A 14747-nucleotide genomic window follows, 5' to 3' on the forward strand; every position below is an offset into this window, starting at 1 on the left:
GCCGACGCCGCACGTTTCTGTCGAAGACCAGAAGCAAAACCCGGCAGTGGGGTCAGGCACCCCACTGCCACGTGATTGACGCGCTCACCGCCCCGCCATAAACGCAGGCGGCACGCTTCAAAGATTGACCGATGCCTGAGCCTTCAAAAGCATTCGCGAACACAGACGCGCCATCGGCGTCGATCTATCAAAATCAATGTCTGCGGCTCCTGGCTTTTTCTTACGTCACCAGCGCCCTGTTTCTGATCTATTACGTCGTGATCGCGCAGGCATTTCCGCAGCCGCTTCATGCGGTCTGCGCCTGGGACTGCGACTGGTATATGGGCATCGCGAAAGCGGGCTATAGCAGCAGTCCCTTAGGCACAATTCCTGTGGGACAGCAGGAAAATTGGGCCTTTTTTCCTGCCTTTCCGGAACTCACGCGGCTTATCCATCTGGCAACAGGTGCAGGCTATACGGCCGCGGCGCTGGCCCTCAACAATGTCCTGTTTCCGGCAATGCTGGCGATTACGGGCCTCTATGGCAGCAAATTCCACCGCATCAATCCGCATCTTACCATTCTTGTCGCCGCCAGCCTGCCGACCAGCCTGTACTACCACGTGCCATATTCGGAGACCTGCTACGGCATCCTGCTGATGCTTGTGCTGCTGCTGCGCCGCTCCGGCCGGCTGTATGCCGCATCGCTATGCGCGGCCCTGTTCACGGCAAGCCGGCCAACGGCCGCGCCGATCCTCGCGATCATCGGCCTTTATCAATGGGAGGCGGAGATCGCCCATGACCGGTCACGCTCTGCCGTCATCAAGTCAACGTGCGATCTCATCCTTTTCGGCGCGATCGGTGCGATAGGCCTGATGCTTTTCATGCTCTATCTGCATTTCAAAACCGGCGACGCTTTGGCATTCGCGCATGTTCAAAGCGCCTGGCACCGGACATGGCGCAATCCGCTGTACAATATCATCGGCGGCATGCTGGTGCCTGACCTGACGGTGCAGGCTTTTCTGCCCGGTCATCTGCCAAGCCTGCGCTATATGGCGATCACCACCCTGCTTGGTATCGCGCTCAGTCTTTATGGCTTCTGCGCCAATCTTCGCCGTGAGGCCGCCATTTTGCTGGTCACGATCGCGATTGCGACCGGTTCGGCATTGTTTGCAATGCCACGGCTGATTTTTGCCAGTCCGGTCGCGGCACTGCTCATCGCATCCTGTCTGGAGCGCCTGCCGGCGGAATACCGGACGTCCCTGCTTTGCCTCAGCGCCATGATCCAGGCCGCCGCTGTCATGCTGTGGTATCAGCAGGCGAATTTCCTGATGTGAGCCTTCCCGGCAGCGGGCGCCTCACCCGGTCAGCAATTGCCCTTGCGCCGATGCCGCCAGCAGCACGCGGTCGCTGTCGTCTTTGAGGGATACGCCGCTGATGCCGCGTGTCATGGCCTGATCGGTCAACCACAGGATCCGGCGGGCTGCTTCCGCCAGCACCATGCCCTCGGGCCGGATATTGGAGATGCAGTTGCGGTCGGCATCCGTGCGGCCCAGCCTGGGTGCGACCGTGATATAGGCGCCGAGACTGTCGGGGGAGGACAGGCCCGGCCGCTCCCCGATCAGCACCAGAACCAGCCGCGCGCCGAGCAGCGCGCCGACCTCATCGCCCAGCGCCACGCGCCCGCGCGGCGCGATGCAAATGGGCCCGACCGTCAGGCCCGCTTGCCGAAAGCCCGGCACCAGCAGCGCCAGCAGATTGGCCGCATGGCTGGCCGTGGCAAAAGCGGACAAGCCACCCGCGACCAGAACCGCAATCTCCTCGCCCTGCTCGCGCGCCTGCAAGGCCGTGACGGAAGCATCGCTCAACCGCCGGCCGAAATCCGGCCGCGTCAGGTAGGTCTGCTGGTCGGGCGCCCGGCTTTCCACCCGCAGCACCGGCAGGCCAAGCGGGCTGAGAGACGCCGCCAATGCCGCAAGGTCCAGTTCGGTATGCACGGCGTCCCGCGCCAGCGCATGGGCGGCGCGAAAGGCCAGATGGTCCGGTGTCGCGATGCCCGGCCCGCTGCGGCCGAGGCCGATGCGGGCGGCCGTGAATTTCCGCAAAGTCTCAAAACGGTCGATGGACATGATCAGGCCGCCGTCAGCAGGGTCTGGAAGCGTTCCGGCATATCCAGCGGCCGCACGCGCCCGGCCGCATCCGTCAGGCCGACGCGATCCAGCCAGGACGCGAATTCCGGCGCGGGCTTCAGCCCCAGCATCTGCCGCAAAGCCAGCACGTCATGGAAGGAGGTGCTCTGATAGCCCAGCATCACATCATCCGCACCGGGAATGCCCATGATGAAGGTAAGGCCGGCAGCGGAAAGCGAAGTCATCAGCAAATCCATGTCGTCCTGATCGGCCTCGGCATGGTTGGTATAGCAAACATCGCAGCCCATCGGCACGCCGAGCAGCTTGGCGCAGAAATGATCCTCGAGCCCGGCGCGAATGATTTCCTTGCCGTTATAAAGATATTCCGGACCGATGAAGCCGACAACGGTATTGACCAGAAGCGGCGAGAAGCGGCGTGCCACCGCATAGGCCCGCGCCTCGATCGTCTGCTGGTCGCAGCCGTGATGGGCGTCGGCCGACAAGGCACTGCCCTGCCCGGTTTCGAAATACATGACATTGTCGCCGACCGTGCCGCGCTTGAGCGCCAGCGCCGCCTCGTGCGCTTCTTGCAGCGTGGCTAGGCTGAAGCCGAAGCTGGTATTGGTCGCTTCCGTCCCGGCGATGGACTGGAAGACGAGATCGACGGGCGTGCCGCCGGCCATGAGGTCTATCGCCGTCGTCACATGCGTCAGCACGCAGCTTTGCGTCGGCACTTCCAGCCGCTGGCGCAGATCGTCCAGCATGGACAGCAGGTCATGCACGCGCTGCGGACTATCGGAGGCCGGGTTGATGCCGATGACCGCGTCGCCGCAGCCCAGCAGCAGGCCGTCGACGATGCTGGCCAGGATGCCCTTGGGGTCATCGGTCGGGTGATTGGGCTGGAGGCGGGAGGCGAGCCGACCCGGCAGGCCGATGGTATCGCGGAAGGCCGTCGTGACATGGCATTTGGCGGCGATGAGGATGAGATCCTGCGCGCGGCAGATTTTGGAGACCGCCGCCGCCATTTCCGGCGTCAGCCCCGGCGCGATGGCGGCCAGGACGGCGCTATCGGCCTCGTCCGACAGCAGCCAGTCCCGCAGGCCGCCCACGGTCAGATGCGCGATACGGGCGAATGCCGACAGGTCATGCGTATCGACGATGAGCCGCGTCACCTCGTCCGTCTCATAGGGAACGATGGCCTCGGACAGGAAGGTTTTGAGCGGCAGATCGGCCAGCGCCATCTGGGCGGCCACACGCTCCGCCATGGTGGTGGCCGCGACGCCAGCCAGCACGTCGCCCGACCGGTGCGGCGTGGCGCGGGCCAGCAGCGTCTTGAGGTCAGGAAACGAAAAGCGGGTACCGCCTATGGAATGAGCATACATGCGGACAACTCCTCACCTCGGGCCAGCCCCGCCGGACTGTAACAGTCTCACGCCGAAGCTTAAGCATAAATCGGACCGCTGAAAGCGCGTGTTGCAAAACTCAGGCGCGGCGGGCGTTACCGCGCGCCGCGGACCGTGCTATGCGAGTCTCGTTCCTCTCTCGAAGGCCTGCGTCGGACAGAATGGTCAGCCTGCGGCGTACGCCGAAACTCTCTTCCGCCGGGGATTCGCCGCGCGCGGTCCGGGCGCGCCTGGACCGGATACCGATGGTGCCACGCCGCAGGCGGGAGCGGCCGCGCAATGTGCTGACCTGGTCGGCCGGCCTCTCCCTGGCGCTGCATGTGACCGCGCTGGCGCTGATGATCATCACCTTCCCGAACAAGACGCCGCCGGAGCCGCCGCCGACCAATGCGGTGGATGTGGTCTTTCAGCCGGGCGAGAAGACGAGTTCGGCGCCCCCGCGCCATGCCGCGCCGGAACCCACGCGCCCGGCTGCCCCCAAGGGACAGCGTAGCCCCCGGCCCGAACACACCGTTCAGGCCTCGCCGCCGCCCGCACCAGCGCCACAGCCCGAGCCACCCAAACCGGTGCCACCTGCACCGCAACCGCCGCCGCCTCAGCCGGTTCCGGCTCTCAAACCTGTGCCGCCGACACCGCGGCCAGCGCCCGCACTGCCCAAACCGCCCGCGCCGCAACCGGCCGCGCCAAAGCCGCCGCCGGCGCTGCCCAAGATCAACCTGCCACCGCCACCGCCCCCCGCGCCGGCAGAGCCGAAAACGCCGACGCCTGTCCCGGCGCCCGTGCCGCTGCCTTCGGTGCTGACCGACAATCAGCCAGCAGAAGTGAATCTTTCACTGCCGCCGATGCCCGAATTGCAGCCGATGAACCTGCCGCCGCCACCGCCCATGCCACCACCGCCGCCGGCCCGCCCGGCACAGCAGCGGACGGCGCAGGCACGCCGATCCGGTCACGGCCGCAGCTCGACCTTCAGCCAAGGCGTGATAATGAACGGCATGTCCTTCAACGGCGGCGGCGGCAATGGCGGCCAGACGCAGGGCATGAACCTGAACCTGCCGTCCTCGATGCAGGCCAATTCCGGCAGCGACCTGGCCGTGAAGGGCGACCCCGGCACCAATTGGCTGTCCGAGCTTGAGCAATGGGTGAACCAGCGCGCGACCTATCCCGAAATGGCCGGGGAAATGGGGCAGCAGGGCGATGTGACCGTGCGCTTCACCGTCGACCGCGCCGGTCACGTCATCAAGCTCGAGATGGTAACGCCAACCGGCTTCGCCTTGCTCGACCAGGAATGGCTCGGGCTGTTCCGCAATGCCGATCTGCCACCGCTAACCCCGGATGCGAAATCCAACACGGTGACGGTGACGGCCACGATGCATTACCAGATCCTGCATTGAGGCCGGTCTGACGCCGCTCTTGCTCCGCTGCGGAAACAACCGGCAGAGTAGCCGCCTTCGAACGGAGCAAGGCGAAATGCGGTTTCACACCCGGCTGGCAGTCGCGGCCCTCAGCGCATTGGTTCTTTGCACAAGCGCCGCGCAGGCCGCCACGCCGATCCCCGTCAAGGTGATGATCGTCTCTCTTTTCGGTCCCGAAGGGGGCGTCTGGCAGAAAAACCTGCCGCTGACCGAGAGCATTCCGGTGCCGGGCCTCAGCCCCGACTATCCCGCGATCCATTGCAGCACGAGCGGCATCTGCCTGCTGACGACGGGGATGGGAGAGGTCAATGCCGCCGCCTCCGTCTCTGCCCTGGTCTATTCCCGGCAATTCGATTTGCGGAAAACCTATTGGCTGGTCGCCGGCATTGCCGGAATCAATCCCCGCTACGGCACGCTGGGCTCCGCCGCCTGGGCGCACTATCTTGTTTCCTGGGGCCTGCAATGGGAGCTGGACTCCCGCGAAGCCCCGAAATCCTGGCCGACGGGCTATACGGGCATCAATACCACCGGGCCGGACCAAAAGCCGCCGCTGGACTACAAGACTGAGGTTTTTACACTCAACGCGGCTTTGCTCGACCGCGCCTATGCGCTGTCCAAGACCGTGCAGCTGGCCGATGCCCCCGAGGCGCAGAAGGCCCGGCGCCCTTACCCCGGCCCAGGCGGCCAGCCGCCGACCGTCCTGCAATGCGACACCCTATCCGGCGATACCTGGTGGAGCGGCACGCTTTTGGGTGAGCGCGCGGAGGCCTGGACCAAGCTGCTGACGGACGGCAAGGGCAAGTACTGCACCACTCAGCAGGAGGATAACGCAACCTACGACGTGCTGGAGCGCGCGACATCGGCAGGACTGGCCGATGACAGCCGCATTGCCGTGCTGCGCACGGGGTCCGATTTCGACCGCCCGCCGCCGGGCGGCAATGATGCCGATAATCTGCTGAACTACCAGCAACAGGGTGCCTTTATGATTGCGCTCGAAAACCTTTATCGCAGCGGCAATCCTCTGGTGCAGGCTATCGTCACGCATTGGCCTGCGTGGGAAAACGGCGTGCCGCAAAACTGACCCCGGCTTGATGAACCGGAAACAGTCAATTCCGCGTCTGCTTTGCTTGGCAGAATGGAAATGCCACCGAAGTCGAGATCGTCGACTATCATGGATAGAGGACATCACTGGTGATCAAGCGTGAAGACCTCCATGGTCTTGATCTTAACGACATCGCATCCGGCGCGCCGCTTCCGCCGCTAACCCCGGGAGACGTGCTGCTGGAGGAGTTTATGCGTCCCACCGGATTGTCCGCCCGCATGCTGGCCGCCGAGCTGGGCATCCCCGGAAACCGCATTTCGGCGATCCTCAACGGATCGCGCCGGATCACGGCCGAGACAGCCTTATTGCTCGCGCAGCGCTTCGGCACGTCCGCCGAACTATGGATGAATTTGCAATCGGCCCATGATCTGGCTGAAGCCCGTGCGAAAATGGCGATTGCTGCCTGACCGGACAGGCAGACCGCTACCCCGCGCTGAGGATGCGCAATCCCGCGATGCCGGCGACGATCAGCCCCATGCAGCAGAGCCGCGCCACGCCAGCCGGTTCACCGAAGAGCAGGATTCCCAGAATGGCCGTGCCGACCGTGCCGATGCCGGTCCAGACGCCATAGGCCAGACCGACGGGGAGTGTTTTTAACGACAGGCTGAGGAGTGACATGCTGGCGATGACGAGCACAACCGTCAGGACGCTCGGCACCAGTTTAGTGAAACCCTCTGAATATTTCATGGCAATCGCCCAGGCGATTTCCAGGCATCCGGCAACGACGAGAAACAGCCAGTTCATAACATTTCACTCCCGCAAAGCGAGCCCGGCCTGAGACGCGCTGGTTCTTTTTGAGCGGCAGAACCATTTAGACAAGTACGCACCTCAAAGTACCTATAGGCGGATTGCCATGCCCATCGAGCCTGCCGCCTCACTTCGCCCCGCCAGCGTTTTCGACGCGGCTTGCCCGGCCCGCGATGCGCTGGAATTGATCGCCTCGAAATGGGCTATCCTGGTGCTGACGGCGCTTGAGGATGGTACCGCGCGCAATGGCGCGCTGCTGCGCAAGATCGGCGGCCTGTCGCAAAAAATGCTGACCCAGACGCTGAAAGATCTGGAATGCAATGGGCTTGTGACCCGCTGCGACCATGACGCCAATCCACCGCATGTCGATTATTCGCTGACCGAACTCGGCCTATCCCTCACCCGGATGCTGGTGCTGCTCGATCATTGGGCGGAGGAGAATTTTCCGGCACTGGCAGCCGCTCGCGCGCTCTATGCAGAGCGGGTGGCGCGCAACGACTGAGAAACGGGATAGCTGCCGTCAGCCTTTGGCGACGGCCGGCTGAACGCTGATCGTGGCGGTGGGCGCGCCATAGACGTCGCGGGCGCGCTTGAGGAAGGCATAGACCATGCGGCGCACGGCTTCCGCGAAGACGGTGCCGATGGCCATTTGCAGGACTCGGCTGCGGAATTCGAAATCGACAAAGAAATCGATCAGGCAGCCCTGCGGGTCGGGCTTGAAGATCCAGCGGTTGTTCAAATACTTGAACGGCCCGTTTTCGTAATGGACCATGATGGTATGCGAGGGGTCGAGCGTCACCCGGCTGGTGAAGCTTTCGCGGAAGGGACCGAAGCCGATCGTCAGATCCGCGACCAGCTGCGTTTCGGTGCGGCTGCGAATGCGCGCGCCCACGCACCAGGGCAGGAATTGCGGATATTTGCCGACATCCGCCACAAGATCGAACATCTGCTGCGGCGTGTAGGGAACGCGTTTTTGCTCGGCGTAGCGGGGCATCAGTCTGCCGCAACCTTCTTGGCCAGCTGCGCCGCACGGGCGGCGGCAAGCTGCGCGAAATCCGCATCCGCGTGATAGGAACTGCGGGTCAGCGGCGTGGCGGAGACCATCAGGAACCCTTTGGCCCGCGCCAGCGACGCATAATCGGCGAATTCATCCGGCGTCACGAAGGACGCGACGGAGGCGTGTTTCGGCGTCGGCTGCAAATATTGGCCGAGGGTGATGAAATCGACATCGGCGATGCGCAGATCGTCCATCACCTGCCCGACCTCGGGCCTGGCCTCACCCAATCCCACCATCATGCCGGATTTGGTGAAGATCGACGGATTGAGCATCTTCACATGGTCCAGCAGGCGCAGCGACTGGTAGTAGCGCGCGCCGGGACGGATGGTGGGATAGAGCCGGGGCACCGTCTCCAGATTGTGGTTAAAGACGTCGGGTGCCGCTTCGGCCATGATCTCAACCGATCCCGGCTTGCGCAGAAAGTCCGGCGTCAGCACTTCGATCGTCGTCTCAGGCGCGGCGCGGCGGATGGCACCGATCACGGCCGCGAAGTGTCTGGCCCCGCCATCGGCGAGGTCATCCCGGTCCACCGATGTGATCACGACATGGCGCAGGCCGAGCTTGGCGACGGCATCGGCCACACGGTTCGGCTCATCGGCGTCCAGCGCGTCCGGCATGCCGGTGCGAACATTGCAGAAGGCGCAGGCGCGCGTGCAGGTATCGCCCATGATCATCATGGTGGCGTGTTTCTGCGACCAGCATTCGCCGATATTCGGACAGGCCGCTTCCTCGCAGACCGTGACCAGCTTGTGGTCGCGCATCAAGGCCCGTGTCTCATGATAGACCGGATGCTGCGGCGCACGGACCTTGATCCAGTCGGGCTTGCTGCGCGCGACCGGATTGTCGGGCCGATGGGCCTTTTCAGGATGACGATGGTCGATGACGAGCCGCGTGGCCATGGATCCTATCCTCGCCGAGAGCCGCCTTTGGGCGCAACGCCCAAGGGAACAGCTCTGACGGCCTAGAAGTGTATGGCCCGGCCGTAAGCGTCAAGCACTGCCTCATGCATGCTTTCGCTGACGGTCGGATGCGGGAAGACCGTCTCCATCAGCTCGGCCTCGGTCGTCTCCAACGTGCGGCCGATGACATAGCCCTGGATCATTTCCGTGACTTCGGCACCGACCATATGCGCGCCCAGCAGCTCGCCGGTCTTGGCGTCGAAGACGGTCTTCACCATGCCTTCGGGCTCGCCCATGGCAATGGCCTTGCCGTTGCCGATGAAGGGGAAACGGCCGACCTTGACCTCATGGCCGGCGGCCTTTGCTTTCGCTTCCGTGAGACCGACGGAGGCGACCTGCGGACGGCAATAGGTGCAGCCCGGAATATTGCCGGCATTGAGCGGATGCGGATGCTTGCCGGCGATCAGCTCGGCGACGATGACACCCTCATGGCTCGCCTTATGCGCAAGCCAGGGCGGCCCGGCGACATCCCCGATGGCATAGAGCCCGTCCACGCCGGTGCGGCCGAAACCGTCCACCACGATATGCGTGCGATCCACCTTTACGCCGGCCTCTTCCAGACCAAGGTTTTCGACATTGCCGACGATGCCGACCGCCGAGATGACGCGATCGACCGTAATGTCCTGCGGCTTGCCGGCGACCTCGATAGTGACGGTGACATTATCCGCCCCCTTCTTCACGCCCTTCACGGCAATCCCGGTCTGGATGACCATGCCCTGCTTTTCCAGGGACTTGCGGGCGAAGGCGCTGATTTCCTCGTCCTCCACCGGCAGGATGCGGTCCATGACTTCGACCACCGTCACCTTCGCCCCCATATTGAGGTAGAAGCTGGCGAATTCGATGCCGATGGCGCCCGAGCCGATCACCAGCAGGGATTTCGGCATCATGGTCGGCACCATGGCGTGCTTGTAGTTCCAGATCAGCTTGCCGTCCGCCTCGATGCCCGGCAGTTCGCGGGCGCGGGCGCCGGTGGCAAGGATGATATGCGGCGCCTTGACGGTCGCGACCACCTTGCCGTCCTTCTCCACCGTCAGCGTGTTCTTGCCGGCCAGCTTGGCCGCGCCGTCGATGACGGTGACCTTATTCTTCTTAAGCAGAAAACCGACGCCGGTGGCGAGCTGCTTGGCGACGCCGCGTGAGCGCTTCACCACCTTGTCGAGGTCGAATTTAATGTTGTCGGCCGAAAAGCCGAATTCATCGAGATGGGCCAGCATGTGGGACACCTCGGCGCTGCGCAGCAGGGCCTTGGTCGGGATACAGCCCCAGTTGAGGCAGATGCCGCCCAGATGCTCGCGCTCCACAACGGCTGTCTTCAGGCCAAGCTGGGCCGCGCGAATGGCGGCGACATAGCCGCCGGGGCCACCGCCGACGACCACGACATCAAAGCTTTGCTCGGCCATGACTATTTCCTCTCTATCGAAACGGCGATCGGCGCCGTCAGCTTTCGGCAAGCGCCGTCAAGGACGGCCCGGTCAGGCGCTGGCGGGTCCAGCCATCAAGCGGAAAGGCTCCGATCGAGCGATAGAAGCCGATCGCGTTGCTGTTCCAGTTCAGGACATCCCAATCCATGCGGGCGCAGCCCTGGGAAATGGCGCGCTGAGCCAGGAAACGGAAGATCTTGCGGCCGATGCCAGCCCCGCGATGCGCGGGATCGACATAGATATCCTCCACGTAAAGCCCGTGCCGGCCGCGAAAAGTGCTGAAATTATAGAACCAGAGCGAGAAGCCGGCGGGCTTGCCGCCCAGTTCCGCGATCAGCGCTTCGGCGCGCGCCGGCGTGCCGAACAGGGAATCGTGGAAATCCGCTTCCGTCGCCTGGACCTCGTCTTCCAGATGCTCGAAGGCAGCCAGAGCCTTCACGAAGCCGAGGATGGTTGGCACATCCTCGGGCGTCGCGAGGCGAAGCGTCACGCCCGTCATGGTCAGTTCCCCGCAGCCCGTCCGGTCACAGCATCAGGTTGAGCGGTTCCTGGATGATGGCCTTGAAAGCCTGCAACCATTCCGCGCCGAGCGCACCGTCTACCACACGGTGATCGACGGAAAGCGTCGCTGACATGACAGTTGCGATGGCCAGTTCGCCGTTCTTGACCACGGCGCGCGGTTCACCGGCCCCGACCGCCAGAATGGCGGCCTGCGGCGGATTGATGATGGCCTGGAAGTCCTTCACCCCGAACATGCCGAGATTGGAGATGGAGAAGCCGCCGCCCTGGAATTCCTCCGGCTTCAGCTTGCCGGCCCGCGCCCGCAGGCCCAGGTCCTTCATCTCATTGCTGATCGTCGCCAGGCCCTTCTGGTCGGCCTTACGGATGATGGGCGTGATCAACCCATCCGGGATGGCGACCGCGATGGAGATATCAACGTCGTCATAGAAGGCGACGCCCTCATCGGTGAAGCTGGCATTGACCTTGGGCACGCGGCGCAGCGCCAGCGCCGCCGCCTTGATGACCATGTCATTGACGGAGAGCTTGAAGGACGAACCGCCGTCCTTGGAGGAGCGCGCATTGAGCTCTCCACGCAACTTCAGCAGCGCGTCGAGTTCCACATCCATCGTCAGATAGAAATGCGGAACGGTCTGCTTGCTCTCGGTCAGGCGCTTGGCGATGACCCGGCGCATGGTGGTATGCGGCACCAGCGTATGCGGCGCGGCGATGGGGGCTGCCTTCGGTGCGGGCGCGACGGGCTTCGGTGCCCCGGTAACGGCAGCCGGAGCCGGCGCGGCGGCAGCGGCCGGCGCGGCCTTGGCCCCCTCGACATCGACGCGGACGATGCGGCCGTTGGGGCCGGAACCCTTGACGGCGGAAAGGTCGATCCCCTTCTCCCCGGCAATGCGCTTGGCCAGCGGAGAGGCGAAAATCCGCGAACCCTTGTCATGGCCGTTCAAGGCCGGCACGGCACTCGGCGTCGCGGCGGCTTTCGGCGCTTCAGCGGCAGCCGGGGTTGCGGCGGCAGGGGCCGGCGCGGGCGCAGCGCCGCTCGGCACGGCCTCGCCTTCCTGCACCAGGATGGCGATCGGCGCATTGACCTTCACGGCTTCCGTGCCGTCGGCGACCAGGATTTTGCCCAGGATGCCTTCGTCCACGGCTTCCACTTCCATGGTCGCCTTGTCGGTCTCGATCTCGGCGATGACATCGCCGGCCTTCACTGCCTCGCCTTCCTTCTTGAGCCAGCGGGCGAGCGTACCCTCCGTCATGGTGGGGGACAGCGCCGGCATGAGGATATTGATGGCCATGGGCTTGCGCTCCCTCAGACGATCTTGCGAACGGCGTCGACGACCCAGGCCGGCTGCGGCAGCGCCAGCTTTTCAAGATTGGCGGCATAAGGCAGCGGCACATCCAGCCCATGCACGCGAACCGGGGGGGCGTCCAGGTAATCGAAGCAGTTTTCCATGATCTGCATGGCAACTTCGGCGCCGATGCCGGCGAAGGGCCAGCCCTCTTCCACCGTTACCAGGCGGCTGGTCTTCTTGACGCTTTCCACGATGGTCGCGGTATCGAGCGGACGCAGGCTGCGCAGGTTGATGACCTCGGCGCTGATGCCCTGCTCGGCCAGCGCTTCGGCGGCCTGCATGGCAACGCCGACCATGATGCTGAAGGCGACGATGGTGACGTGCTCGCCGCGCCGTTCGACCTTGGCCTTGCCGATGGGGAGAATGAAGTCCTCATCCGTGGGGCAGTCGAAGGTCTGGCCGTAGAGGATTTCGTTTTCCAGCACGATGACCGGGTTGGGGTCACGGATGGCGGCGCGCAGCAGGCCCTTGGCGTCCGCCGCCGACCAGGGGGAGACAACCTTCAGACCGGGGCAATGCGCGTACCAGGACGCATAGCACTGGCTGTGCTGGGCCGCGACGCGGGACGCCGCGCCATTGGGGCCACGGAAGGTGATGGGCGCGCCCATCTGGCCGCCGGACATATACAGCGTCTTGGCGGCGGAGTTGATGATCTGGTCTATCGCCTGCATGGCGAAGTTGAAGGTCATGAATTCCACGATCGGCTTCAGCCCGCTCATGGCCGCGCCCACGGCCATGCCGGTGAAACCATGTTCGGTGATCGGCGTGTCGATGACGCGGCGAGGACCGAATTCGTCCAGCAGGCCCTGGCTGATCTTATAGGCGCCCTGATACTGGGCGACTTCCTCACCCATCAGAAACACGTCGCCGTCACGGCGCATCTCGGCCGCCATGGCGTCACGCAGCGCTTCGCGGACGGTGATGGGCTTGGTGGCGCCCCAGTCCTTCTCCGGCGCGGCGGCCGCGACCGTGGGGGCCAAGCTCGGGGCGGAATTGGCGACGGGTGCCGGGGCTTCCGCCACCGGCGCAGGAGCTGCTGCCGGTGCGGCAGCGGCCGACGCGGCAGCGGCCGCGCCATTGCCGCCGATTTCGGCGATCGGCGTGTTCACGGCCACGCCCTCGGTGCCTTCGGCGACGAGGATGGAGGAGAGCTTGCCCTCATCCACCGCTTCCACTTCCATCGTCGCCTTGTCGGTCTCGATTTCGGCGATGACATCGCCGGCCTTGATCTCATCGCCGACATTCTTGAGCCAGCGCGCGAGCTTGCCCTCTGTCATGGTGGGGGACAGAGCGGGCATCAAAATCTGGGTCGCCATAAGGATCAGGCCTCCACCAGGATATCGGTCCAGAGTTCTTTGGGATCGGGTTCGGGGCTGGTCTGCGCGAAATCCGCCGCATCCTGAACCACGGCCTTCACCGCATCGTCGATCTTCTTGATCTCGGCCTCGTCCACGCCTTGTGCGGTCAGCAGGTGATGCACGGCCTCGATGCAGTCGCGCTCGCTGCGCATCTTCTGCACTTCCTCACGCGTGCGGTATTTCGCCGGATCGGACATGGAATGGCCGCGATAGCGGTAGGTCTTCATTTCGAGCAGGAAGGGGCCGTTGCCGGCGCGGCAATGGGCAATGGCCTGTTCCGCCGCTTCCTTGACGGCGACGACATCCATGCCGTCCACCTGCAGCCCGGGAATGCCCCAAGGGCTGCCGTTTTTGGAGAGGTCTTTCGACGCTGAGGCGCGCTCGACGCTGGTGCCCATGCCGTAGCGGTTATTCTCGATGACGAAGACGACCGGCAGTTTCAGCAGGGCGGCGAGATTGAAGCTCTCGAACACCTGGCCCTGGTTGGACGCGCCTTCGCCGAAATAGGTGACGGACACATTGTCATTGCCGCGATACCAGTTGGCGAAGCCGAGGCCGGCGCCGATGGAGACCTGGGCGCCGACGATGCCGTGGCCGCCGTAGAAGCCGCGGGCCTTGCTGAACATATGCATGGACCCGCCCTTGCCGCGGGAATAGCCGGTCTCACGGCCGGTCAGCTCGGCCATGACGCCGCGCGCTTCCATGCCGGTGGCCAGCATATGGCCGTGGTCGCGATAGCTGGTGATGACCTGATCACCCTCCTTCAGCGCCGCCTGCAGGCCCACGACCACCGCCTCCTGGCCGATATAGAGATGGCAGAAGCCGCCGATGAGCCCCATGCCGTAAAGCTGCCCCGCCTTCTCCTCAAACCGCCGGATCAGCAGCATGTCGTGATAGAAGCGGAGGAGGTCGTCCTTGCCCATTGATACCTCGGGGGTTTTGGTCCGTTTGCGGGGTGCCGCTGCCTGGGCCATGCTCTTCTCCCTGTCGCCGGTTCTAGGCCCGTCGTCGAAAACTCTGGTCCGACACCTAGCCATTCCTGTCCGCCGCCACAAGTCGATGGCGAAAAAGCCTTATGTTGCAATGCAATATAAGACGTTAACTGATTTGTGGTTAAGTCCCTGATCGGCCTGTCCGGCGCCGGGCGGAGCTCGACACGGCATTACCCATCTGCCCCTTATTTCGACCGGTTGTTGCCGGAATCCGCGCCTTGCCTTCTCAACTCTTGCGGAAACGGGCTCTCGGCCCGCTGAAACAGTGAGGATTACGGCGCGGTGTAAAATTTTGTTGCAATTTCATTCCAAATTTTGTTAGTTAA

General features: G+C 64.1%; 15 protein-coding genes. 5 read left to right on the top strand and 10 right to left on the bottom strand.

Features of this window, described 5'->3' with window-relative positions; all coding sequences use genetic code 11:
* The first annotated feature begins 131 nt into the window (after window positions 1-131).
* A complete protein-coding gene (locus ASILVAE211_RS15230) occupies window positions 132-1313 on the top strand; it encodes a hypothetical protein (RefSeq protein WP_227322190.1) in 1182 nt (393 codons plus the stop codon).
* Window positions 1314-1334: 21 nt separating this feature from the next.
* Here ASILVAE211_RS15230 and eutC read toward each other — a convergent pair whose 3' ends face one another.
* Window positions 1335-2105 (bottom strand): ethanolamine ammonia-lyase subunit EutC, encoded by a 771-nt coding sequence (gene eutC / locus ASILVAE211_RS15235; protein ID WP_227322191.1) that lies wholly within the window; start codon window positions 2103-2105, stop codon window positions 1335-1337.
* Window positions 2106-2107: 2 nt separating this feature from the next.
* Window positions 2108-3487 (bottom strand): ethanolamine ammonia-lyase subunit EutB, encoded by a 1380-nt coding sequence (locus ASILVAE211_RS15240; RefSeq protein WP_227322192.1) that lies wholly within the window; start codon window positions 3485-3487, stop codon window positions 2108-2110.
* A gap of 182 nt (window positions 3488-3669) precedes the next feature.
* On the opposite strand from ASILVAE211_RS15240, the gene ASILVAE211_RS15245 reads away from it, so the two are divergent.
* The 3 genes from ASILVAE211_RS15245 to ASILVAE211_RS15255 all read left to right on the top strand — a co-directional run bounded on the left by ASILVAE211_RS15245 (window position 3670) and on the right by ASILVAE211_RS15255 (window position 6429).
* On the top strand, window positions 3670-4899 hold the full coding sequence (locus ASILVAE211_RS15245; protein WP_227322193.1) for an energy transducer TonB: 1230 nt from the start codon (window positions 3670-3672) through the stop codon (window positions 4897-4899).
* Between the two features lie 76 nt (window positions 4900-4975).
* A complete protein-coding gene (locus ASILVAE211_RS15250) occupies window positions 4976-6001 on the top strand; it encodes a purine-nucleoside phosphorylase (RefSeq protein ID WP_227322194.1) in 1026 nt (341 codons plus the stop codon).
* Window positions 6002-6111: 110 nt separating this feature from the next.
* Entirely contained in the window at window positions 6112-6429 is a 318-nt protein-coding gene (locus tag ASILVAE211_RS15255; protein WP_227322195.1) for a HigA family addiction module antitoxin, read from the top strand.
* A gap of 16 nt (window positions 6430-6445) precedes the next feature.
* Here ASILVAE211_RS15255 and sugE read toward each other — a convergent pair whose 3' ends face one another.
* Entirely contained in the window at window positions 6446-6766 is a 321-nt protein-coding gene (gene sugE, locus ASILVAE211_RS15260; RefSeq protein ID WP_227322196.1) for a quaternary ammonium compound efflux SMR transporter SugE, read from the bottom strand.
* 109 nt (window positions 6767-6875) lie between these two features.
* On the opposite strand from sugE, the gene ASILVAE211_RS15265 reads away from it, so the two are divergent.
* Entirely contained in the window at window positions 6876-7271 is a 396-nt protein-coding gene (locus ASILVAE211_RS15265; RefSeq protein WP_227322197.1) for a winged helix-turn-helix transcriptional regulator, read from the top strand.
* Window positions 7272-7289: 18 nt separating this feature from the next.
* On the opposite strand, the gene ASILVAE211_RS15270 is transcribed toward ASILVAE211_RS15265, so the two are convergent.
* The 7 genes from ASILVAE211_RS15270 to pdhA form a co-directional block, all read right to left on the bottom strand.
* The gene (locus tag ASILVAE211_RS15270) at window positions 7290-7763 is read right to left on the bottom strand and encodes a type II toxin-antitoxin system RatA family toxin (protein WP_227322198.1); all 474 of its coding nucleotides are present in this window, start codon (window positions 7761-7763) and stop codon (window positions 7290-7292) included.
* Entirely contained in the window at window positions 7763-8725 is a 963-nt protein-coding gene (gene lipA, locus ASILVAE211_RS15275) for a lipoyl synthase (RefSeq protein WP_227322199.1), read from the bottom strand. Before lipA ends, ASILVAE211_RS15270 begins: the two co-directional genes overlap by 1 nt.
* Before the next feature lie 62 nt (window positions 8726-8787).
* A complete protein-coding gene (gene lpdA, locus ASILVAE211_RS15280; RefSeq protein WP_227322200.1) occupies window positions 8788-10185 on the bottom strand; it encodes a dihydrolipoyl dehydrogenase in 1398 nt (465 codons plus the stop codon).
* A 37-nt stretch (window positions 10186-10222) separates the two neighbouring features.
* On the bottom strand, window positions 10223-10705 hold the full coding sequence (locus ASILVAE211_RS15285) for a GNAT family N-acetyltransferase (protein WP_227322201.1): 483 nt from the start codon (window positions 10703-10705) through the stop codon (window positions 10223-10225).
* A 25-nt stretch (window positions 10706-10730) separates the two neighbouring features.
* Entirely contained in the window at window positions 10731-12014 is a 1284-nt protein-coding gene (locus ASILVAE211_RS15290) for a pyruvate dehydrogenase complex dihydrolipoamide acetyltransferase (protein WP_227322202.1), read from the bottom strand.
* 14 nt (window positions 12015-12028) lie between these two features.
* The gene (locus tag ASILVAE211_RS15295; RefSeq protein ID WP_227322203.1) at window positions 12029-13387 is read right to left on the bottom strand and encodes a pyruvate dehydrogenase complex E1 component subunit beta; all 1359 of its coding nucleotides are present in this window, start codon (window positions 13385-13387) and stop codon (window positions 12029-12031) included.
* Between the two features lie 5 nt (window positions 13388-13392).
* Window positions 13393-14352 (bottom strand): pyruvate dehydrogenase (acetyl-transferring) E1 component subunit alpha, encoded by a 960-nt coding sequence (gene pdhA / locus ASILVAE211_RS15300; protein ID WP_227322236.1) that lies wholly within the window; start codon window positions 14350-14352, stop codon window positions 13393-13395.
* Window positions 14353-14747: the final 395 nt, after the last annotated feature.

It is taken from the genome of Acidisoma silvae, from assembly GCF_020618775.1.
Taxonomy (GTDB): domain Bacteria; phylum Pseudomonadota; class Alphaproteobacteria; order Acetobacterales; family Acetobacteraceae; genus Acidisoma; species Acidisoma silvae.

Excerpts from the sequence above, each read along its gene's own strand:
- ASILVAE211_RS15230 (WP_227322190.1), top strand. The coding sequence starts at position 132 with ATGCCTGAGCCTTCAAAAGCATTCGCGAACACAGACGCGCCATCGGCG.
- eutC (WP_227322191.1), bottom strand. The coding sequence starts at position 2,105 with ATGTCCATCGACCGTTTTGAGACTTTGCGGAAATTCACGGCCGCCCGC.
- ASILVAE211_RS15240 (WP_227322192.1), bottom strand. The coding sequence starts at position 3,487 with ATGTATGCTCATTCCATAGGCGGTACCCGCTTTTCGTTTCCTGACCTC.
- ASILVAE211_RS15245 (WP_227322193.1), top strand. The coding sequence starts at position 3,670 with ATGGTCAGCCTGCGGCGTACGCCGAAACTCTCTTCCGCCGGGGATTCG.
- ASILVAE211_RS15250 (WP_227322194.1), top strand. The coding sequence starts at position 4,976 with ATGCGGTTTCACACCCGGCTGGCAGTCGCGGCCCTCAGCGCATTGGTT.
- sugE (WP_227322196.1), bottom strand. The coding sequence starts at position 6,766 with ATGAACTGGCTGTTTCTCGTCGTTGCCGGATGCCTGGAAATCGCCTGG.
- ASILVAE211_RS15265 (WP_227322197.1), top strand. The coding sequence starts at position 6,876 with ATGCCCATCGAGCCTGCCGCCTCACTTCGCCCCGCCAGCGTTTTCGAC.
- ASILVAE211_RS15270 (WP_227322198.1), bottom strand. The coding sequence starts at position 7,763 with ATGCCCCGCTACGCCGAGCAAAAACGCGTTCCCTACACGCCGCAGCAG.
- lipA (WP_227322199.1), bottom strand. The coding sequence starts at position 8,725 with ATGGCCACGCGGCTCGTCATCGACCATCGTCATCCTGAAAAGGCCCAT.
- lpdA (WP_227322200.1), bottom strand. The coding sequence starts at position 10,185 with ATGGCCGAGCAAAGCTTTGATGTCGTGGTCGTCGGCGGTGGCCCCGGC.
- ASILVAE211_RS15285 (WP_227322201.1), bottom strand. The coding sequence starts at position 10,705 with ATGACGGGCGTGACGCTTCGCCTCGCGACGCCCGAGGATGTGCCAACC.
- ASILVAE211_RS15290 (WP_227322202.1), bottom strand. The coding sequence starts at position 12,014 with ATGGCCATCAATATCCTCATGCCGGCGCTGTCCCCCACCATGACGGAG.
- ASILVAE211_RS15295 (WP_227322203.1), bottom strand. The coding sequence starts at position 13,387 with ATGGCGACCCAGATTTTGATGCCCGCTCTGTCCCCCACCATGACAGAG.
- pdhA (WP_227322236.1), bottom strand. The coding sequence starts at position 14,352 with ATGGGCAAGGACGACCTCCTCCGCTTCTATCACGACATGCTGCTGATC.